Origin of the sequence: Achromobacter pestifer (assembly GCF_902859625.1) — a bacterium.
Taxonomy (GTDB): domain Bacteria; phylum Pseudomonadota; class Gammaproteobacteria; order Burkholderiales; family Burkholderiaceae_B; genus Achromobacter; species Achromobacter pestifer.
The window spans coordinates 377916-398610 of the sequence record NZ_CADIJX010000001.1 but is presented as its reverse complement, the minus strand read 5'-3'; the positions used below and the strand labels follow the sequence as shown (position 1 = coordinate 398610).

General features: G+C 63.1%; 18 protein-coding genes. 10 read left to right on the top strand and 8 right to left on the bottom strand.

What is annotated here, in order from left to right:
* The first annotated feature begins 226 nt into the window (after positions 1 to 226).
* The 5 genes from HV753_RS01845 (at position 227) to HV753_RS01825 (ending at position 5149) form a co-directional block, all read left to right on the top strand.
* The gene (locus HV753_RS01845) at positions 227 to 931 is read left to right on the top strand and encodes a c-type cytochrome (RefSeq protein WP_175172722.1); all 705 of its coding nucleotides are present in this window, start codon (positions 227 to 229) and stop codon (positions 929 to 931) included.
* Entirely contained in the window at positions 928 to 1851 is a 924-nt protein-coding gene (locus HV753_RS01840; protein WP_175172721.1) for a c-type cytochrome, read from the top strand. The genes HV753_RS01845 and HV753_RS01840 overlap by 4 nt, the downstream gene beginning before the upstream one ends.
* Positions 1852 to 1948: 97 nt before the next feature.
* On the top strand, positions 1949 to 2581 hold the full coding sequence (gene gmk, locus HV753_RS01835; RefSeq protein WP_175172720.1) for a guanylate kinase: 633 nt from the start codon (positions 1949 to 1951) through the stop codon (positions 2579 to 2581).
* Between the two features lie 44 nt (positions 2582 to 2625).
* Positions 2626 to 2829, top strand: a complete 204-nt coding sequence (rpoZ, locus tag HV753_RS01830; RefSeq protein ID WP_006219679.1) for a DNA-directed RNA polymerase subunit omega — start codon at positions 2626 to 2628, stop codon at positions 2827 to 2829.
* A gap of 22 nt (positions 2830 to 2851) precedes the next feature.
* Entirely contained in the window at positions 2852 to 5149 is a 2298-nt protein-coding gene (locus tag HV753_RS01825; RefSeq protein WP_175172719.1) for a RelA/SpoT family protein, read from the top strand.
* A 78-nt stretch (positions 5150 to 5227) separates the two neighbouring features.
* Here the strand turns inward: HV753_RS01825 and glnQ are convergent, their stop codons facing one another.
* From glnQ to glnH, 3 genes are all read right to left on the bottom strand, one after another.
* Positions 5228 to 5956, bottom strand: a complete 729-nt coding sequence (gene glnQ, locus HV753_RS01820) for a glutamine ABC transporter ATP-binding protein GlnQ (RefSeq protein ID WP_175172718.1) — start codon at positions 5954 to 5956, stop codon at positions 5228 to 5230.
* Positions 5953 to 6609, bottom strand: coding sequence for a glutamine ABC transporter permease GlnP (glnP, locus tag HV753_RS01815; RefSeq protein WP_175172717.1), 657 nt, complete (start codon positions 6607 to 6609; stop codon positions 5953 to 5955). The genes glnQ and glnP overlap by 4 nt, the downstream gene beginning before the upstream one ends.
* Positions 6610 to 6768: 159 nt before the next feature.
* Complete coding sequence (gene glnH / locus HV753_RS01810; protein WP_175172716.1) at positions 6769 to 7521, bottom strand: glutamine ABC transporter substrate-binding protein GlnH; 753 nt, start codon at positions 7519 to 7521, stop codon at positions 6769 to 6771.
* 166 nt (positions 7522 to 7687) lie between these two features.
* On the opposite strand from glnH, the gene HV753_RS01805 reads away from it, so the two are divergent.
* Entirely contained in the window at positions 7688 to 8722 is a 1035-nt protein-coding gene (locus HV753_RS01805; RefSeq protein WP_175172715.1) for a C45 family autoproteolytic acyltransferase/hydrolase, read from the top strand.
* A gap of 24 nt (positions 8723 to 8746) precedes the next feature.
* On the opposite strand, the gene HV753_RS01800 is transcribed toward HV753_RS01805, so the two are convergent.
* The 3 genes from HV753_RS01800 to nudC form a co-directional block, all read right to left on the bottom strand.
* Positions 8747 to 12373, bottom strand: coding sequence for a hydantoinase B/oxoprolinase family protein (locus HV753_RS01800; protein ID WP_175172714.1), 3627 nt, complete (start codon positions 12371 to 12373; stop codon positions 8747 to 8749).
* A gap of 80 nt (positions 12374 to 12453) precedes the next feature.
* Complete coding sequence (locus tag HV753_RS01795) at positions 12454 to 12963, bottom strand: winged helix DNA-binding protein (protein WP_175172713.1); 510 nt, start codon at positions 12961 to 12963, stop codon at positions 12454 to 12456.
* A 138-nt stretch (positions 12964 to 13101) separates the two neighbouring features.
* The gene (gene nudC / locus HV753_RS01790; RefSeq protein ID WP_175172711.1) at positions 13102 to 13872 is read right to left on the bottom strand and encodes an NAD(+) diphosphatase; all 771 of its coding nucleotides are present in this window, start codon (positions 13870 to 13872) and stop codon (positions 13102 to 13104) included.
* A 279-nt stretch (positions 13873 to 14151) separates the two neighbouring features.
* Between nudC and HV753_RS01785 the strand changes: the two genes are divergently transcribed.
* The 4 genes from HV753_RS01785 to HV753_RS01770 all read left to right on the top strand — a co-directional run bounded on the left by HV753_RS01785 (position 14152) and on the right by HV753_RS01770 (position 18333).
* Entirely contained in the window at positions 14152 to 15126 is a 975-nt protein-coding gene (locus HV753_RS01785) for a TRAP transporter substrate-binding protein (RefSeq protein ID WP_175172709.1), read from the top strand.
* A gap of 7 nt (positions 15127 to 15133) precedes the next feature.
* Positions 15134 to 15634 (top strand): TRAP transporter small permease, encoded by a 501-nt coding sequence (locus HV753_RS01780; RefSeq protein ID WP_175172707.1) that lies wholly within the window; start codon positions 15134 to 15136, stop codon positions 15632 to 15634.
* Positions 15627 to 16928, top strand: coding sequence for a TRAP transporter large permease (locus tag HV753_RS01775; RefSeq protein ID WP_175172706.1), 1302 nt, complete (start codon positions 15627 to 15629; stop codon positions 16926 to 16928). Before HV753_RS01780 ends, HV753_RS01775 begins: the two co-directional genes overlap by 8 nt.
* Positions 16929 to 17262: 334 nt before the next feature.
* Positions 17263 to 18333 carry a porin gene (locus HV753_RS01770; RefSeq protein ID WP_175172705.1) on the top strand — a complete coding sequence of 357 codons (1071 nt, stop codon included), beginning with the start codon at positions 17263 to 17265 and terminating at the stop codon, positions 18331 to 18333.
* Between the two features lie 85 nt (positions 18334 to 18418).
* Here the strand turns inward: HV753_RS01770 and HV753_RS01765 are convergent, their stop codons facing one another.
* Both HV753_RS01765 and HV753_RS01760 read right to left on the bottom strand, forming a co-directional pair.
* A complete protein-coding gene (locus tag HV753_RS01765; RefSeq protein ID WP_175173631.1) occupies positions 18419 to 19225 on the bottom strand; it encodes a putative hydro-lyase in 807 nt (268 codons plus the stop codon).
* Positions 19226 to 19265: 40 nt separating this feature from the next.
* Positions 19266 to 20615, bottom strand: coding sequence for an amidase (locus HV753_RS01760; protein WP_175173630.1), 1350 nt, complete (start codon positions 20613 to 20615; stop codon positions 19266 to 19268).
* Between the last annotated feature and the right edge of the window lie 80 nt (positions 20616 to 20695).

The window sequence follows — 20695 nt, the reverse complement described above, 5'->3', positions numbered from 1 at the left end:
TCTCCTTGTTATCAATCGGCGAGATGCTACCCCAATCAATCCGCCGATGCTGCAAGCAAAGTTAGCAGCCAAGACACACTTTCCGGCCATGGCGCGCAAGCAAAAGAAACGGCGCGGCGCACAATCAAGTGGACGATTTCGCGTTGATCTGTCACAAGTCTTTATATAATTTATGGAAATTAGCTTATTACCCGAAATCCAATAACATTCCTCGGAGCAGGCAACCATGACCCCACGGTCCCTCCCCGGCGCACTGGTGCTTGGAGCGCTATTCGCCACGGCGGCCAGCGCGCAAGCCGCGCCTGACGGCAAGCAGATCAGCACTCAGGGCGCCAATGGCGCACCCGCCTGTATCACCTGTCATGGCGCCCGCGGTGAAGGCAACCCCGCCGCCGGCTTTCCCCAATTGGCGGGCATCGGTGCCAAATACCTGACAGAGCAACTCGAAGCCATGGCCAATGGCTCTCGTGTCAGCCCCGTCATGGCCGCCACCGCCAAGGCGCTGGACCCGGCGCAACAGCAAGCCGTGGCCGCCTACTACGCCGGCCTGCCGTCCCCGCTGAACATCGATCGCCTGGCCGCCACCGCGATGCATCCGGTCAAGCCCGCCGATACCGGCGCCTGGCTGGCGACCCGAGGCGCCTGGGACAAGAACGTGCCCGCCTGTAATCAGTGCCACGGCCCAGGCGGCATCGGTGTCGGCGACAATTTCCCCGGCCTGGCCGGCCAGCCCGCCGCCTACATCGCCGGTCAATTGCGCGCCTGGCGGCAAGGCCAGCGACCGCCTGGTCCGCTGGGCCTGATGCCCGCCGTCGCCACCCGCCTGACCGACGCCGAGATCGACGCCGTGTCCGCTTATTACGCCGGCCTGCCCAAAGCCGCCGACCTGCTTGCCGCGCAAGGCAGCCCTGCCGAGGGGACCAAGCAATGACCCAATTTTCACTGTCCCGCTTGGGACTCGCCGCCGTCGGCCTGACCTTCGCCATGACGGCGCTTGCCGCAGACCCGCGCCCCGCCTTCACGCCGCCGTCGGCCGCCTCTCTGCCCGACACCGAGTTCGGTAAGATCGTGCGTCAGGGAGAGCAGATCTTCCTGCATACGCCGCAAATGGCCGGTAAATTCGTCGGCAACGACCTGAACTGCGCCAGTTGCCATCTGGACGCCGGACGCCGCCCGGATTCCGCCCCCATGTGGGCAGCCTATGTGCTGTATCCCGCGTATCGCGCCAAGAACCAACACGTCAATACGCTGGCCGAACGGCTGCAAGGCTGTTTCCGGTTCAGCATGAACGGCAAGGCGCCTGCCGCGGACGACCCCACGCTGACGGCGCTGCAAACCTATATGTTCTGGCTGGCCAGCAAGGCGCCCACCGGCGTGGTGCTGGAGGGTCAGGGCTATCGCAAACTGCCCGCCCCGGCTCAAAAGGCCGATTACGTGCGTGGCAGCGAGGTCTATGCCCAATATTGCGCGGTCTGCCACGGTGCAGAAGGCCAGGGCCAGAAGCAAGGCAAGCACTGGGTGTTCCCGGCGCTGTGGGGCCCCGACTCCTTCAACTGGGGAGCCGGCATGCATCAGATCGGCAACGCCGCCGGCTTCATCAAGGCCAACATGCCGCTAGGCCAGGCCGGCATGCTGAACGACCAGGAAGCTTGGGACGTGGCCTATTTCATGAACGCCCACGAACGGCCGCAAGACCCGCGCTACGCCGGATCCGTCGCGGCGACACGGGCCAAATATCATGACTCGGACGATTCGCTGTACGGCATCGAGGTCAACGGTCATCTGTTGGGCAGCGATTCCCCCGCCCCCGGCGGCAAGCTGATCCAGGCTGCGGCCAAGCCGGCCGGCTAAGGATGACAAATCGCACGGCCGGACAGCGGGTTTTCCCCCTGCCGCGCCGTGCGATTTGCTAGACTTCGAGTCTTAGCATCACACGCCAGTCATATTCATGCACGCCAACTCCGGAAACGTCTTCATGGTCGTCGCGCCCAGCGGCGCGGGCAAGTCCAGCCTGGTCAAGGCCTTGCTCCAGCAAGACCCTTCCATCGAACTCTCGATCTCCTGCACCACGCGCGCGCCCCGTCCGGGCGAAGCCGACGGCCGTGAATACCGCTTTGTGACGTCCGACGACTTCAAGCACATGCGCGATGAGCAGAACCTGCTGGAATGGGCGGAAGTGCACGGCAATTTCTACGGCACGCCGCGCGATCGCATCGACGCCGCCACGCGCGAAGGCCGTGACGTCCTGCTGGAAATCGACTGGCAAGGCGCCCGCCAGGTCCGGCAGCGTTTCCCCAGCGCAATTGGCATCTTCGTGCTGCCGCCGTCCATCGAAGAACTTGAAAGCCGGCTCAAGGCCCGGGGCCAGGATGCGCCCCAAGTCATTGCCCGCCGGCTCATGGCCGCGGGCGGCGAAATCGCCCATGCGCCTGAATGCGAATATGTTATTATTAATCAAGAATTTAGCGTGGCCTTGTCGGAACTGATACAAATCGTCAGTGCCGCGCGGCTGCGCTTTTCGTCTCAGGCCGCCCGTCATGCCCAGTTGTTCTCGCAACTTGGCATCCCGGCCGAGCACTAAGCCGAACGCATTCTCCCTATCATCCATCAGCACCAGGTGTCCTAATGGCTCGCATTACCGTCGAAGACTGTCTGAACCAAATCCCCAACCGTTTCAAGCTCACGCTGGCCGCGACTTATCGTGCCCGCGAGTTGGCGCAAGGCCATGCCCCGCGCCTGGACAGCAAAGACAAGCCCACGGTCACTGCACTGCGCGAAATCGCGGGCGGCCTAACCGGCGTGGAAATGCTGCGTAAAGTTCCCACCTGATACTCTCGGGGGGGCGGCAAGCATGGCTTTTCCGGGGCTGAAGTACGCTTCATCAGGTCTGCTTGCCGCACTACGTGCCGGCTCCCGTCTTGGGCGCCGCACGGGCAAGAAAGATAAAAATCTCTCTGCGCCACTGTCCGTCGCCGCACAAGAAGCGGCGGACGCAACCGCTTCTTCGCCGGTTGCTTCGCTGGCGCCGCTGACCGAAATCATCGGCAGCTATCTCGACAAGAAAGATGTAGAGCGCGTGCGCGAAGCCTATCGCTTCGCGGATCAGGCGCATCTGGGCCAGTTCCGCGCCAGCGGTTCGCCCTACATCTCGCACCCCATCGCCGTCACGGAAATCTGCGCAGGCTGGAAGCTCGACGTCAACGCATTGTCGGCCGCGCTGCTGCACGACGTGATGGAAGACCAGGGCATTGCCAAGCACGAATTGGCCGAGAAATTCGGCCCTGAAGTCGCTGAACTGGTGGATGGCCTGTCCAAGCTGGACCGGCTGGACTTTGCCACCAAGGCCGAACAGCAGGCAGAGAGCTTCCGCAAGATGTTGCTGGCGATGGCGCGCGATGTCCGCGTCATCCTGATCAAGCTGGCCGATCGCCTGCACAACATGCGCACGCTGGACGCGGTGAATCCGGAAAAGCGTCGGCGCATCGCCCGCGAAACACTGGATATCTACGCCCCCATCGCGCATCGCCTGGGCCTGAACTTGCTGTTCCGCGAGTTGCAGGACCTGTGCTTCGCGGCCATGCACCCGAACCGTTATCAGGTGCTGTACAAGGCAGTGCTGGCGGCGCGCGGCAACCGCCGTGAAGTCATCACCAAGATCGCCGATTCCGTGCGGGCCTCGTTGCCGGCGGCCGGCATCGAAGCGGAAGTCACCGGCCGCGAGAAAACGCTTTATGGTATCTATCGCAAGATGGTCGACCAGAAGAAGTCGTTTTCCGATGTGCTGGACATCTATGGCTTTCGCGTCATCGTCCACACCCTGCCTGAGTGCTATCTGGCACTGGGCACGCTGCACCAGCTGTATCGCCCGGTGCCCGGCAAGTTCAAGGACTACATCGCCATTCCCAAGGTGAACGGCTACCAGTCCCTGCACACCACGCTGGTCGGCCCTTACGGCACGCCGGTGGAATTCCAGTTCCGCACGCGCGACATGCATCATGTGGCCGAGGAAGGCGTGGCGTCGCATTGGCTCTACAAGGGCGCCGACCTGACCCTGAACGACCTGCAAAAGCGCACGCACCAATGGCTGCAATCGCTGCTGGACATCCAGAGCCAGACAGGTGATTCCGGCGAATTCCTGGAGCACGTCAAGGTCGACCTGTTCCCGGACGCCGTGTATGTGTTCACGCCGCGCGGCAAGATCATCTCGCTACCCCGTGGCGCCACGCCGGTGGACTTCGCCTACGCGATCCACACCGACATCGGCAACCAGGCCGTGGCCGCCAAGATCAACGGCGAATTCGTGCCATTGCGCACCGAGCTCAACAGCGGCGACACGGTGGAAATCGTGACCTCGCCCGCTTCGCGTCCCAACGCGCAATGGCTCAATTATGTGCGCACGGGCCGGGCCCGTTCCGAGATCCGCCACTACCTGCGCACCGTCAAGTACGAAGAATCGGTGGCGTTCGGTGAACGGCTGCTTAGCCAGGCGATGCAAGAACTGCACATGCCCATGCCGGCCACCGATGATCCGGCTTGGCAGAAACTGGCGCGCAGCACTGGCGCCAGCTCGCGCGAAGAAATTCTGGCTGACATTGGATTGGGCAAGCGTCTGGCCGCCGTGGTTGCGCGCCGCTTCGCTCCCGAACATCAACTGGTCGCCACCACCGCCGCAGCGGTGGATGAACTGACCTCGGCGCGCAGCGCCCCCATCCTGATCCAGGGCAACGAAGGCCAGGCCGTACAGCTGGCGCCTTGCTGCGGCCCGCTTCCTGGCGACCCGATCGTGGCCGGCATGCGCATGGGTCATGGGCTGGTGGTGCATACGGCCGACTGCCCGGTTGCCATGCGTCAACGCCTGCGCGAACCGGAACGCTGGATCAATGTGGGCTGGGATGCGCACACAGCCAAGCACCTGGCCACGCGCCTGGATATCATCACGCGCAATGAACGCGGCGTGCTGGGTCGGCTGGCGGCGGAAGTCACCGCTGCCGATGCCAACATCATGCACGTCACGATGCATGACGACGCCGTATCCACGGTGTCCTTGCACCTGACAATCCAGGTGGACAGCCGCAAGCACCTGGCCCAGGTCATCCGTGCCATCCGGCACGTGCCGCAGGTGCAGAAGATCGTCCGGGTAAAGGGATAGTCCCTCGGAATTGATCCGTGTCCAGGCAATAAAAAACCGGCGCCAGCGCCGGTTTTTTTCATTGCCGCAGCACGTTTCTCACGTCACGTGCTGGAGAAAATCCTTCAGCCGTTGGCTGGGCGGGTTGGTCAGCAATTCGGTCGGCGGGCCATCATGCGCGATCTTGCCGGCATCGATGAAAATCAGGCGGCTGCCCACCTTGCGGGCAAATTCCATTTCGTGCGTGACAACCACCATCGTCATGCCCTCTTCCGCCAGATCGCGCATCACCTTCAGCACTTCGTGGCGCAGTTCCGGATCCAGCGCGGAGGTCGGCTCATCGAACAACATCAACTTGGGCTTGATCGCCAGTGCCCGCGCAATCGCCACGCGCTGCTGCTGGCCGCCGGACAACTCCGACGGATAGTGGTTCATGCGTTCGCCCAGCCCAACCTTGTCCAGCAGTCCCTCCGCCAGCTTGCGCGCTTCGCCCCGATTCTGGCCGCGCGTGTGCACCGGGCCGAACATGACGTTCTCCAGCGCGGTCATCTGCGGGAACAAGTTGAACTGCTGGAACACCATGCCGGCCTCGCGGCGGATCTCGCGCACCTGGGCAGCATCGCCTTTCACGCTGAGTCCGTCGACCAGCAGGTCGCCGCCGTTGATGGTTTCCAGCACGTTGATACAGCGCAGGAACGTGGACTTGCCCGACCCCGAAGGGCCGACCACCACCACGACCTCGCCCGCGTCGATGTTCAGCGAGATGCCATTCAACACCATGGATTCGCCGAAGTTCTTGGTGACGTTATGAAATTCAACCATGCTCATAGTATGCGCATCCTCTTTTCCACCAAGTGCAGGCTCAGCGCCATCAAGCCGGTCAGGATCAGGTAGACGACCGCGACGGCAGACCAGATTTCAACGGCGCGGAAGTTGCTGGCCATGATTTCCTGGCCTTGGCGCGTCAGCTCAGCCACGCCGATCACGATGAACAGCGAAGAGTCCTTCAAGCTGATGATGCACTGATTGCCCAACGGCGGAATCATGCGGCGAAACGCCACCGGCCCGATGATATGGAACAGAATCTTGTGAAACGGCAGGCCCATCGCCTGCCCTGCTTCCTTCAAGCCCTTGTGGACGGACAGCAGCGCGCCGCGCACGATCTCGGAAATATAGGCGCCTGAATTGATGATGAGCGTGACGATGGCCGCCCACTCCGCATCCACGCGGATATTGGCCAGCAGCGGCAAGGCGAAGTAGATGAACATCACCTGCACGACAATCGGCGTGCCGCGGATCAGCGCCACATAGACCTGCGCAATGCCCGACAGGATCGGATGCCCATAGGCCCGCGTCACCCCCGACAGCGCACCCAGCAGAAAACCGCCGAACAAGCCCCAGAAGGTGATTTTGATGGTCATCAGCGTACCCTCAAGCAAATTGGGTAGCGCGCTTTGAATTACACCCCAGTCAAACTCCACGATATTCCCCCTATGGCGCCATCAAGCGCCGCATCATGGTGGGACCACCTGGTGGCGGAAACGGCTCGGGGCCGTCCGCCGGTGCCCGGCGTTCCGGGAGGGAACGTCCGGAAGCCATTACCCGTGGGCAGCCCCGAATGCAAAGCCTATCCGCATCAATTACGGCTTCTTGCCAAACCACTTTTCATAGATGGCGTCGTACTGGCCGTTGGCCTTCAACGTGGCCAGCGCCTTGTTCACCTGCGGGACCAGTTCGCTGCCCTTGGGGAAGGCGATGCCGTAGAAGTCACCGCTCTTGACCGTGCCCACCACCTTCACGCGGCCCTTGCCGGCCGAGTTGGCGTAGTACTGGACGTTGGGCGTGTCATGCACGGCGGCATCCACGCGGCCGGTAGCCAGTTCCAGGTAGGCGTTGTCGATGTTCGGGAACAGCTTGAGCTTGGCGTCCGGCACCTGAGCCTTCAGGAAGTCCACCGTGGCGGTGCCGGTCTTGACCGCGACCGTCTTGCCGGCCAGGGACTTGGCGTCCTTGATGTCGGTATTCTTGTCGCTGACCAGGATGGCCAGGCCGCTTTCGTAATAGGGATCCGAGAAGTCGATGACCTTCTTGCGGTCGTCACGGATCGTGATGCCCGCCAGCGCCGCGTCGATGTTCTTCGTTTGCAGGCCGGGAATGATGCCGTTGAAGTCCATCGGCTGAAGCTTGTACTTCAGGTTGAGTTCCTTGGCGACTGCCGCCCAAAGATCAATGTCGAAACCCACATAGGTATTACCCTGCTTGAATTCGAACGGCACGAAAGCGGTATCGGTGGCCACCACCAATTCCTTGCCTTGGGCCTGCGCGCCGGAGACGGCGCCGAACATGGCCACGGACAGGCCGACCAAGGCGGCGGCGACTTTACGTTTGATCATGAAACTCTCCTCTTGGGGACCGTCGGCACCCCGGGGTTGTTGTAGGGGCATGATTCCTAGGCTACTCCGGGGTCACCGGTGCAACTTATTGGGGATCTTAACGCATCCGTCCCCACCGGAGAGAGCTTAGAAAAATTACAATCCCCATGACACCCGGAGAATCCCCATGCCCTACAAATATGTCCGCATTGCCGGAAATCGGCGCCAGGTTGGTCAGGCGCTGGGCAAGCTGGCCCGCCCGATCATGTCGGTGTATTTGAGTCAAAGCGCCACTTGGGAAGCCCTGCGCCCCTGGCGCGGCCACCCCTATGTCACCGAGCTTGGCCAGCAGGCGCAAGCGGCGCTGCCAGAGATTTGGGAAGAACTTGAAGGCTTGGCCGACGGCCTGCGCATGCCGGTTGAAGACGTGCTGCTCTGGAATTGCCGAGGCGACCTGCTGCACAGCACCATGGACGGCTGCACGTCCGTCGCGCTGAAGGCAGCGGACGGCACCCGCTGGATCGGCCACAACGAAGATGGCGATCCTTATCTATATGGCCGCTGCCATCTGGTGGATGTGGCGCTGGACGATGCGCCGGGCTACCTCAGTTTCTATTACCCCGGCTCCCTGCCGGGCCATACCTTCGGAGCCAACCGGGCCGGGCTGGTGCAGACCATCAACAATCTGCGCACCCGCCAGCGGCACGCTGGGGTGCCCCGCATGTTCCTGGCGCGCGCGGTGCTGGATTGCACGACGCTGGACCAGGCCACGACGCTGCTGCGCGACCTGCCGCATTCTGGCGGCTTCCACCACACGCTGGGCAGCGTGTCGGACCCGCGCTTGATCAGCGCCGAAGTCACGCCTGGCGCCGTGTCGATCCTGGACATCGGCACGCGCTACGGCCATGCGAATCACATGGTGCACCGGGAAACTCGCGGTCAGCAGCAAGTGATCACTGAATCGTCGCGCGAGCGGCAGAACCGGATCGACGGGATCGTGGACGGCTGGTCGCCGGAAACCGGCAGCGCGGACATGCTTGCCGCCCTGCACGACACCCTGGGCGCCCTGCCCATCCTGCGCACGGAACCCGGCGATCCCGATGGCGAGAACACGCTGGCAACCGCCGTGTTCGAGATCCGGGACGAGGACGTGACGTTGCGGGTATATGACCGCCGCAACAAGGCGGATATCGCGCTGGATGTGATGTCCGATCCCGATTGAGCGGGACCGGAGACCGTTGACGCCTTACTGCGCGCCGTAACCACCGCCGCCAGGGGTTTCCACGACGAACACATCACCAGGTTGCAGTTGAGCGCTGTCCTGGGGGCCCAGTTCCTCGATGGAGCCATCAACCCGTTCGATCGTGTTGCGGCCCATCGCGCCAGGCTGCCCGCCCGCCAGACCGAACGGCGCGAACCGGCGGTTGTTGGACAGAATGGCCGCCGTCATGGCTTCCAGGAAGCGGATGCGGCGCACACCGCCCTCGCCGCCCGGATAGCGCCCTGCGCCACCCGACCCCTTGCGGATCTCGTAGGACTCCAGCCGCACGGGGAACCGGAATTCCAGCACTTCCGGGTCCGTCAAGCGCGAATTGGTCATGTGTGCCTGCACGACCGAGGTACCCGCGAAACCTTCGTCGTGCGGACCCGCGGCATCAATACGCACGGGCCCGGCTCCGGTGCCGCCCGAGATGGTCTCGTAGTACTGATGGCGCGCGTTGCCGAACGTGAAGTTGTTCATCGTGCCCTGGCTGGCCGCCAGCACGCCCAGCGCGCCATACAGCGCGTTGACGATGCACATGGACGTCTCGACGTTGCCCGCCACCACGGATGCCGGCGAATGGGGGCGCAGCATCGACCCTTCCGGCACGATGATCGATAGCGGCACCAGGCAGCCATCGTTCAGCGGGATGTCGTCGTTGACCATGGTGCGGAACACATACAGCACGGCCGCCACGGCAATCGCCCCGGGCGCGTTGAAGTTATTGTCCAGCTGCGGCGAGGTGCCCGTGAAATCCACCACCGCGCTACGCGCCTGGGTATCCACCGTCACCGCCACGCGAATGACCGCGCCGTTGTCCAGCGGATACTCGTAGCTGCCGTCCTTCAGCACGGAAATCACGCGGCGCACCGCTTCCTCGGCGTTGTCCTGCACGTGGCCCATATAGGCGCGCACGACATCCAGGCCGAAGTGGTCGCACATGCGCAGCAACTCTTGCACGCCCTTTTCGTTGGCGGCGATCTGCGCGTGCATGTCGGCAATGTTCTGATCCGGATTGCGCGCGGGCCAACGGCCCGAGCCCAGGATCTCGCGCGCGGCCTGCTCGCGGAATTCACCGTTCTTTACCAACTGGAAGTTGGTGAACAGCACGCCTTCGTCTTCCACTGTCTTGGAATCCGGCGGCATCGAGCCAGGGGTAGTGCCGCCGATGTCGGCGTGATGCCCGCGCGATCCCACATAGAACAGAATCTGGCGGCCGTCGTGATCGAACACAGGCGTGATGACCGTCACGTCCGGCAGGTGCGTGCCACCATGGTACGGGTCATTCACCACATAGGCGTCGCCCGGCATCATGCGGCCAGCATTCGCATTCATGACCGTGCGCACCGATTCACCCATCGACCCCAAGTGGACCGGCATGTGGGGCGCGTTGGCGATCAGGCGGGCCTGCGCATCGAAGATGGCGCAGGAGAAATCCAGGCGCTCTTTGATGTTGACCGAATAGGCGGTGTTCTGTAGCCGGTAGCCCATCTGCTCGGCGATCGACATGAACAGGTTGTTGAACACCTCAAGCATGACCGGGTCAGCCTGCGTGCCCACCACGCGACGTTCCTTTTGTACTTCAACGCGGCGGATCACGAAGTGGTCCTGCGCCGTCAGTTCGGCCTGCCAGCCGGGTTCCACCACGGTGGTCTGATTGGGTTCCGAGATGATGGCGGGCCCTGCCACCACATCGCCGCCCGCCATGTCCTCGCGCACGAACAACGGCGTGTCGCGCCATTCGCCGCCGCTATACATCCCGACGACGCGACGCGGCGCCAGAGCACCCACGCGGGTACGCGGGACCGGCGTTTCGGTAACCCGTTCGCCGCCGCCCGTCGCTTCCACCGAGATGGTTTCCACCACCAGCTCGCGGTTGGGCATCAGGAAGGAATAGCGCTGGCGATACGCGGCTTCAAAGTCGCGGCGTGCCTGCTCCAGATCAGAGAAAGCCACTTCCAGCGCCGTGTCCGTGCCCCGGTATTTCAGGTGCAGTCGGCGCTGGACGCTGATGTCGCCGTCCGGCACATGCTGGCGGCGCAACTCGCCCACCGCCTGCCCGGCCAGCTCATCCAGTTCTTCTCTCAACAGACCCATCAGGCCCGCATCCAGCACTTTCTCAACGGTCTTCTGGCGCATGTCGGTCTGGTCGGCCAGCCCCATGCCATAGGCCGACAGCACGCCGCCCAGCGGGTGCGCGAAGACCGTCGTCATGCCCAAGGCATCCGCCACCAGGCAGGCATGTTGCCCCCCTGCGCCGCCAAACACGGTCAGGGCGTACTCCGTCACGTCGTGGCCGCGCTGCACCGAGATGCGCTTGATGGCTTCCGCCATGTTGCCCACGGCGATTTCCAGAAAGCCCTCGGCCAGTTGCTCCGGCGTCATCTCGCGGCCGGTTGCGGCGCGCACCTCGTCGGACATGGCGGTGAAGCGTTCCACCACGGCGTCCCGGTCCAGCGCCTCATTGGCGTCCGGGCCGAACACCTTGGGGAAGAAATCCGGCTGAATCTTGCCCAGCAACACATTGCAGTCCGTCACGGCCAACGGGCCGCCCCGGCGATAGCAGGCTGGGCCCGGGTTGGCGCCTGCGGAATCGGGCCCCACGCGCAAGCGGGCGCCGTCGAAATGCAGGATCGACCCGCCACCCGCGGCCACGGTGTGGATGCTCATCATCGGCGCGCGCATGCGCACGCCCGCGACCTGCGTTTCAAATTCGCGTTCAAACTCGCCCGCGTAGTGCGATACGTCAGTGGACGTGCCGCCCATGTCGAAACCGATCACTTTCGGGAAGCCGGCGATTTCGCTGGTGCGCACCATGCCGACGATGCCGCCAGCGGGGCCAGACAGAATGGCATCCTTGCCGCGGAAGCGATGCGCGTCCGTCAGGCCACCGCTGGATTGCATGAACATCAGGCGGATGCCCGGCAGTTCGCCCGCCACCTGATCCACGTAGCGCTTCAGGATCGGAGACAGATAGGCGTCCACCACCGTGGTGTCGCCACGCGAGACAAACTTGATCAGCGGACTGACTTCGTGCGAGGCTGAAACCTGCGTAAAGCCGATCTCGTGCGCGATGCGGGCCGCACGTTGTTCGTGTCCAGGCGCGTGCCACGCATGCATGAACACGATGGCGACCGCGCGGATGCCGCTGTCAAAGGCAGCCTGCATGCTCTGGCGCAGGCTGGCGTCGTCCAGGTCGCGAATGACTTCGCCGTCCGCCGCCACGCGCTCATCGGCCTCGACGACCGACTCGTACAGCATCTCGGGCAGCGCGACGTTGCGGTCGAACAGGCGCGGCCGGTTCTGATAGGCGATGCGCAGGCCATCGCGGAACCCCCGCGTCGTGACGAGCAAGGTGCGCTCGCCCTTGCGTTCCAGCAAGGCGTTGGTCGCAACCGTCGTCCCCATCTTCACGCATTCCACCTGCTCGACCGGCACGGGCTGGCCGGGTGCGACACCCAGCAGCTTGCGGATGCCCGCCACGGCGGCGTCGCGGTACTGCTCGGGGTTCTCCGACAGCATTTTCGCGGTGGTCGTCGTGCCATCAGGGCGCCGCGCCACGATGTCGGTAAAGGTGCCCCCACGATCAATCCAGAATTGCCACTTCTTCATACCTATCCTTGAAAACGAACGGCCGCGGCGCGTACCGCCGCGGTCGGATTGCAAATGACGGGAACGCGCCCGAATGGGAATCAGAGAGAGGTTGCCGCGCGGGCCGCCTGGTCGTACAAGCCGGACAGCGCCCGCAGGGTGTGCGCCAGTTGCCGGCTGAATTCCAGTCCGCCTCCGCCTGGCGCATCCAGGCCGGCGGTCAGGCATTGCTCGCGAATGTCGCCATAGCGCTTCAGGATCACCGCGCCGTCGGGCGTGACGCTATAGAAGACTTCCTTGCTGCTGCGTTCGCCCTGGACCACGCCCAAGCGCTCCAGCTTCTTCAGCGCGTAACTGACGATGTGCGTGTCTTCGACGTTGAGCGTGAAGCAGATATCGGCCAGTTTCTTGGGGCGCTGACGGTGATAGACGTGATGGAAGACCATGACGTCCGTGGGAGTCAGGTCGGGCAAGCCGGCCGCCGCCATGCAACGCACCGTCCAGCGGTCAAACGCATGGCTGGCGATCATCAGCCCGAACTCGACTTCAGACAGGTCGGGCGCGCTGCCGCCGGCCAGATGGGACGACGATGCGATCAGAGTGGGGCTCATGGAAGGCTCAAACCAAGTGGATTTGAGCGAAATACTAATAATTTATGGATAGTTCATCCATAAAAAATAGACACCAGACGGCCTGAAACCCCCGTTTCAAGGGAAATCCCCTAGGATTTTCGGGAAGGAATGCGGGGTTTAGGGCGCGGACCAGCCTATTGGCAGATTGGCGCGGATCAGCCAACCCGCGATCGAAATCCGAGGCGCGATATCCGGCATCGGGTCGCCTGGGCCGAACCAGCGGGCATCCGCGATCTCGTCTTCCTGCACCCGGATGTCGCCCGATACGTAGTCGGCCGTGAACGCGACCATCAACGAATGCGGAAATGGCCAGGGCTGGCTGCCGAAGTACTGCAAATTGCCCACCTTCAGGCCCACTTCCTCGAAAACCTCGCGGTGCACGGTCTGCTCGATACTCTCGCCGGGTTCGACGAAGCCAGCCAGCGCCGTATAGCGGGACGTGGCGGTGGTGGTGTGCCGGGCCAGCAGAATGCTGTCGCCCTTTCGGATCAACACCATCATCGCGGGCGAGATGCGCGGATACGCCGAGAAGCCACAGGACGGGCAACGCAGGCAGAACTCATGCGCGACACGCTCGGCCGGCGTGCCGCAAACGCCACAGAACCGGTGGGTGCGCGCCCATTCGGCAATCTGATACGCCCGGCCCGCCACGGCCATGCGTTCGTCGTCCAACACACCGAACAACGATCGCAACTTCCTGAAGGCATAGCCTTCCGGCGCTTCCAGGCCAGGGTCGACATGCACCGTGCGATACGGAGACTCGGGCTCGATCCACACCGGCTGCAAGGCGGCGGGCGCCAAGCCAATGCGTACACACAACGCCGTATCCGGCAACACGCTGGACGTCTCTTCGACCAGCAACTCATCACGGCGGAAAACGAAATTCACACGGGCCTCTGCACTGCGTTTTCGATCCCGCAATCTTAGAAGAAAAACCAGCGCTTGAATGTGCCGGTGCGTCCCTTTTCCACAAAGATTGAACCTTCAACGATCAAGTGTCAGTCAGCCTAGGATTAACCCGTAAAACCACGTTTTTTGTGCGCGTTGTTGCCCCGCAACACCCTAGAATGGCACGGTTTTCAAGCCGCGCACCCGTGGCGCGACCGTCTCTTTCGCAATGCCTATCGGGCACAACCCGTCTTCACCATTCGCAAAGAAGGACCACCCATGTACAAGAAAATCTCGCTGCTGGCTGGCAGCATCATCCTGGCATTCAGCGCGGGCGCACAGGCCCAGACCAAATGGGATCTGCCCAGCGCCTACCCCGCCAGCAACTTCCATGTCGAAAACCTGACGACCTTCATCAAGGACGTGGACACGCTGTCGCAGGGCAAGCTCAAGATCCAGCTGCACAACAATGCGTCGCTGTACAAGGCGCCGGAAATCAAGCGCGCGGTGCAAGGCAACCAGGCGCAGATCGGCGAAATCCTGCTGACCAACTTCGCCAACGAAGATCCGATCTACGAATTGGACGGCCTGCCTTTCCTGGCGACCGGCTACGACGCCTCGTTCAAGCTGTACCAGGCACAAAAGCCTTTCCTGGAAAAGAAGCTGGCCTCGCAAGGCATGACCCTGCTGTACGCCGTGGCATGGCCGCCCCAGGGCATCTTCGCCAATCGCGACATCAAGCAGATCAGCGACATGAAGGGCCTGAAGTGGCGTGCCTACAGCCCGGTGACGGCCAAGATCGCTGAACTGGTCGGCGCCCAACCCGTGACGGTGCAGCAAGCCGAACTGGCCCAAGCCTTGGCCACTGGCGTGATCGACTCGTACATGTCGTCGGCTTCCACCGGCTACGACACGAAGACCTACGAGTACATCAAGAAGTTCTATGACACGCAGGCCTGGTTGCCCAAGAACGCCATCATCGTGAACAAGAAGGCCTTCGATGCACTGGACCCCGCCACGCAGGACGCCTTGAAGAAGGCCGGTGCGCAGGCCGAGGAACGCGGCTGGAAACTGTCGCAGGAAAAGAACAAGTGGTACCAGGAAGAGTTGGCCAAGAACGGCATGGAAACCATCAAGCCCACGGTTGAGCTGAAGGAAGGCCTGTCAGTGATCGGCAAGCGCATGCTGGATGACTGGCTGAAGAAGGCGGGTGCCGACGGCCAAGCCATGATCGACGCCTACAAGAAGCAGTGATAGCCTCATGCGCCGCTTTCTAGATGGTCTTTACGGCGCAGCCGGCCTTTTGGCCGGCTTGTGCACGATCGGCGTGCTCGTGTCGGTGCTGGCGGCGATCATCGCCCGCCAGCTCAGCTTCAACATTCCTGGCACCGATGCGTACGCCGGTTATTTCATGGCGGCAGCAGGTTTCCTGGCGCTGTCCAGCACGTTCAAGCACGGCGAGCATATCCGCGTGACGCTGCTCTTGAACTCGCTGGCGCCCGCCGGCAGCCGCAGGCTGGACATTTTCGCCTTGGCCGTTGGCAGCCTGCTGGCCGCCGCTTTCGCGTTCTTCAGCATCAAGCTGACGTTCGACTCCTGGCAGTTCAACGACATCTCCACGTCCAACGACGCCACGCCGCTCTGGATTCCGCAGATCAGCATGGCAGTGGGTACGGTCTTGTTCCTGATCGCTCTCGTCGACGAACTGGTCCGGCGTTCACGCGGCCTGGCCGCCGCTACTTCGCAGCAAACTCATGAATGAACTTCTTGTCATTACCCTATTGGTCGTCTCGATCTTCGCGCTGTTGGGCTGCGGAGTCTGGGTCGGCCTGACGCTGGCTGGCACGGCCTGGATCGGCATGGAGATCTTCTCCAGCCGTCCTGCGGGCGACGCCATGGCGGTCACGATCTGGGGCGCCTCGTCCAGCTGGACGCTGACCGCCCTGCCCCTGTTCCTGTGGATGGGTGAAATCCTGTTCCGCACGCGGTTGTCCGAAGACTTGTTCAAGGGTCTGGCTCCGTGGCTGAACCGGCTGCCCGGCCGGCTGTTGCACACGAACGTGATCGGCTGCGCCATCTTTGCCGCCGTATCGGGCTCGTCGGCGGCAACTTGCGCCACCGTCGGCAAGATGACGATCCCCGAGTTGACTCGCCGTGGCTACCCCGAGGACAAAATCCTGGGCACCTTGTCAGGTGCCGGCACCCTGGGCCTGTTGATTCCCCCTTCGATCATCATGATCGTGTACGGGGTGGCGGCGGACGTCTCCATCGCGAAGCTGTTCATCGCCGGCATCGTGCCAGGCATGTTGCTGGCCCTGCTGTTCATGGGCTACATCGCCTGGTGGGCAATCCGCAATCCCGGTCAGGTCCCGGCAGCGGATCCTGGCCTGTCGTTCATGCAGAAACTGTCGCGCTCACGCCACTTGATCCCGGTGATGCTGCTGATCGGCGCCGTGCTGGGTTCGATCTACACCGGCATCGCCACCGCCACCGAGGCAGCGGCCGTGGGCGTGGTGGGGGCATTGCTCCTGTCGGCGCTTCAAGGTTCTCTGAGTCGCTCGGCCTTCATGCGGTCGCTGCTGGGCGCCACCCGGCTGTATTGCATGATTGCGCTGATTCTGGCGGGCGCGCAGTTCCTGACCCTGGCGATGGGCTACATCGGCCTGCCGCGCGCGCTGGCGGAATGGATCGGCGGCCTGGGCCTGCCGCAGTTCGGCCTGATCATGGCGCTGATGGTGTTCTTCATTGTTCTGGGCTGCTTCCTGGACGGCATTTCGATCGTGGTGCTGACCATGGGCGTGCTGTTGCCGACCGTGCAGGCCGCCGGCATCGACCTGATCTGGTTTGGCATCTTCATCGTATTCGTGGTGGAAATGGCACAGATCACGCCGCCCGTCGGCTTCAATCTGTTCGTGCTTTCCGGCATGAGCGGACGTGAATTGCCCTATATCGCCCGAGCCTCGCTGCCGATGTTCTTCCTGATGATCCTGGCAGTGCTGCTGCTGTATCTGGTGCCCGGCATTGCGACCTGGCTACCCCTGCACATGACGCTTTAGTGTCATGCGGCGCCAAGAACCCCGTTCTCTGAACGGGGTTTTTTTTGGAACAATCCAGCGATTGTCCCGATATTCGCCTGTTTTCCACTTCTGTAAACCAGGGAAAACGCCAAAACCAAATTGGCCCTATACAACCCGTAACTTTTTTAGAATCCCTTGGCGCTAACAAGTTGCACCAATGTGGCGCAGTCGTACCTTTTGGGCCAATGCTCCGGACCCGCGCTTATCCAAAGCGTCGGTGCAGCGGCCCGGCGCCAGACGATCCGCCAGGCGCAACAGACCAGGCCACAAGCCCGGTGCAATCAAAAAAACAGCTACACAGGAGGAGTCCTCAGTGAAACGCATCACCCTATCCCTCGCCCTCGCAGGCCTCGGCTTGGCCGCCGGCACGGCTTCGGCAGAAACCAGCGTCACCCTGTACGGCATCGCCGACGTCAGCATCCGCTACCTGAGCACCAGCGCCGGCAGCGTCGGTCAAGACGGCAGCCGTGTCTCAATGGAAAACGGCGCCATCTCCAACAGCCGTTGGGGCCTGCGTGGCTCGGAAGACCTGGGCAACGGCAATCGCGCCTTCTTCCGCCTGGAAAACGGCTTCAACATGCAGAACGGCAACTCGGCTGCCTCTGGCAAGACGTTTGGCCGCCTGGCCTACATCGGCCTGGACGGCGGCAGCATCGGTACGCTGACCCTGGGCTTGCAGAACACCCCGATGCACGATCTGCTGGCCGACTACTTCGACCCGCTGACCATCGGCAACTACGACCAGAACGCCTGGATGCCTGCGGCCATGGGCCGCGTGCGCACCAACAACATGACCAAGTACGCCAACACGATTGGCGACCTGTCCCTGGCGTTGTCGTGGGCCAATGGCGATGACTACGGCGACCACAAGGCCGGTTCGCAGTACGGCGCCAGCTTGCGCTACATGGTCGGCCAACTTGGCCTGGGCGCGGCATATCAGCAAACGTACGACGCCTCGAATTCGGATCTGCGCCAGCGCGTCTGGAACTTGAACGCCTCGTATCAATTCGACGGCGCCAAGGTGTTTGCCGGCTACTACAACGGCCGCGACGAAACGGGCTGGGTCAATGCCGTCATGGGCGGCACGACCACCGCCTCCCTGGACCGCAAGGACAACGGCTACTTTGCCGGCGTGACCTGGCAAGCCACCCCGCGTTGGGCCATCACCGGCGCCGGCTACTACGACCAGAGCAAGAACGTGGTCTCGGACGGTGACAAGGGCAAGCGCTACGCGCTGGTTGCCGTGGCCGAATACGCGCTGTCCAAGCGTTCGCAAGTCTATGGCACCGTGGACTGGAACAAGGTCAGCGATGCCGCCAGCGGCGAAATCGCCGGCAAGAGCAATCAGGTCGGCGCAGCCGTGGGCTTCCGCCACATCTTCTAAGCTCCGCCCGTATCAAGGCCTACCCCCGGCCGCATGAAAAAGCCCATCGCAAGCGATGGGCTTTTTCTTGGCACGGCCGGCTTTTCTACAGCATTGCCATCCGACTATTGATGAGGTCGGTCACCAGCATGTGCCCAGGCGCATGCGTGATGCAGAACTCGGGCCGTACCGATGCCACGACGGACTGCGGCGTCACGCCGCAGGCCCAGAACACCGGCATTTCTCCCGGCCGGATGTCCACGGCGTCGCCGTAATCCGGGCGGTTGATATCCGCAATGCCGATCAACGCCGGATCACCGATATGCACAGGGGCGCCATGCACCGATGGGAAGCGCGACGTGACCTGGATGGCGCGGATCGCATCGGCAGCCTTCAAGGGCCGCATCGAGACCACCAACGGCCCGCTGAACGCGCCAGCAGGTTGCGTCGGGATATTGGTGCGGTACATCGGCACGTTGCAACCCTGCTCGATATGACGCACGGGCAGGCCGTTGTCCAGCATCGCCTCTTCAAATGAGAACGAGCAGCCGATCAGGAATGACACCAGGTCATCGCGCCAGATATCGCGCACATCCGTGGGTTCCGCCACCAATTCGCCGTTCTGCCAGACCCGGTAGCGCGGAACGTCGGTGCGGATATCGATATCCTGGCCCAGTTCCGGCAAGGCCGGGTTCCCGGGTTCGGACATCGCCAACAACGGACATGGCTTGGGATTGCGCTGGCAGAAATGCAGGAATTCCGCCGCGAGCGAACGCGGCAGAATGGCCAGATTGGCCTGCACATGCCCCGGTGCAAGATTCGCGGTGGGTCCGGTCAGCCGCCCGCTGCGCGCGTCCAAACGCGCTTGGCGGGCAAGCTCGACACTATTGCGTACTACGTCGGCCGACACGATGGAAATCCTCTCATTACAGGGTGGTGGAAAGCCCGGACGATCAACGTCCGGCAAGCAGATCTTCAACCGACAGGCCGATCGCCAGAATGCGGCGATCCGCGCCGTTGCTGCCGGCGATCATCAGACCCACCGGCGCCGTGCCTTCGGCATGGCACGGCAGCGACAATGCGCAACCATCCAGGAAGTTGATCAGCGTGGGGTTGCGCAGGATCAGGCCGTTGGCCGCGTAATAAGCGTCGTCCGATGCCGTCAGGTCTGCCACTGCCGGCGCCACGATGGGCGTGGTCGGCATGATCAAGGCGTCGTATCCCGCGATGCGGTGGTCCACGGCGGCCACCCAGGCTTCGCGGGCATCCAGCAGGTCCAGATAGTCAGCCGCGCTCATGTCCTGTCCGCGCATGATGCGCGACACCACGCGCTGGTCGTAGCGCTTTCCGGCGCGCGCAATCAGGTCGCGGTGCCAGGCCCAGGCTTCCGCGGCGGTGAAACCGCCCTTGCTGTTGATGGCGCCCAGTTCAGCGAATTCGGGGATGGCGATTTCATCGACCAGCGCGCCGGCGTCCTTCAGGCGCGACACGGTGGCGGCAAAACTGTCGGCCACGTGCTTTTCCATGGCGTCCAACGCCAATGTGGTCGGCACCGCCAGACGCAGGCCACGCAGCGGCAGCGCTTCCGGCACCGGGCCACCGTCACCCGACAGGATGGCGTCCAGTTCGGCGCAGCAGCGCACGCTGGCGGCGATGGGGCCGATGGAATCCAGATTGGCGGACAGCGGCAGCACGCCCGTCATGGATACGCGCCACGCGCTGGGCTTGAAGCCCGTCAGACCGCACAGCGCGGCCGGGATGCGCACGGAACCACCGGTGTCCGAACCGATGCCAGCCACGGCCATGCCATCGGCCACCGACACGGCGGCGCCCGAGGACGAGCCTCCCGGGATGCGGCCCGTGGCGCGGTCATACGGGTTCAGCGGCGTGCCGTAGTGGGGGTTGATGCCCAGGCCCGAATACGCGAATTCGGTCATGTTGGTACGGCCAATGATGACGGCGCCCGCCGCGATCAGACGTTGCACGACTTCAGCATTCTCTTCAGCCGCCGGCTCCCCTTCGCGGGCCACCGAGCCGGCCATCGTGGTTTCGCCTTCGATGTCGAACAAGTCTTTGATGCTGATGGGCAAACCTTCCACCGCCGAGCGGACGATGCCGGCCGCGCGCAGGGTATCGGACGCGCGCGCCTGAGCCAACGCCGATTCCGCATACAACTTGGTGAACACGCGAGCGCCCTCGCCCGCCTGATCCTGAGCGCGCGCCAAGGCGGCTTCGGTCAGTTGCACAGCGCTGGTACGGCCTTCGCTCAGGGCCAGAGTCAGTTCATTCAAGGTCGAAGCCATCATTGTCCTAGTGCCGTCTTGCGGCGTAAAAGTGCGGACAGGCGCACCCGCAAAAGGTGCGCCTGACGATCAATGCTGCG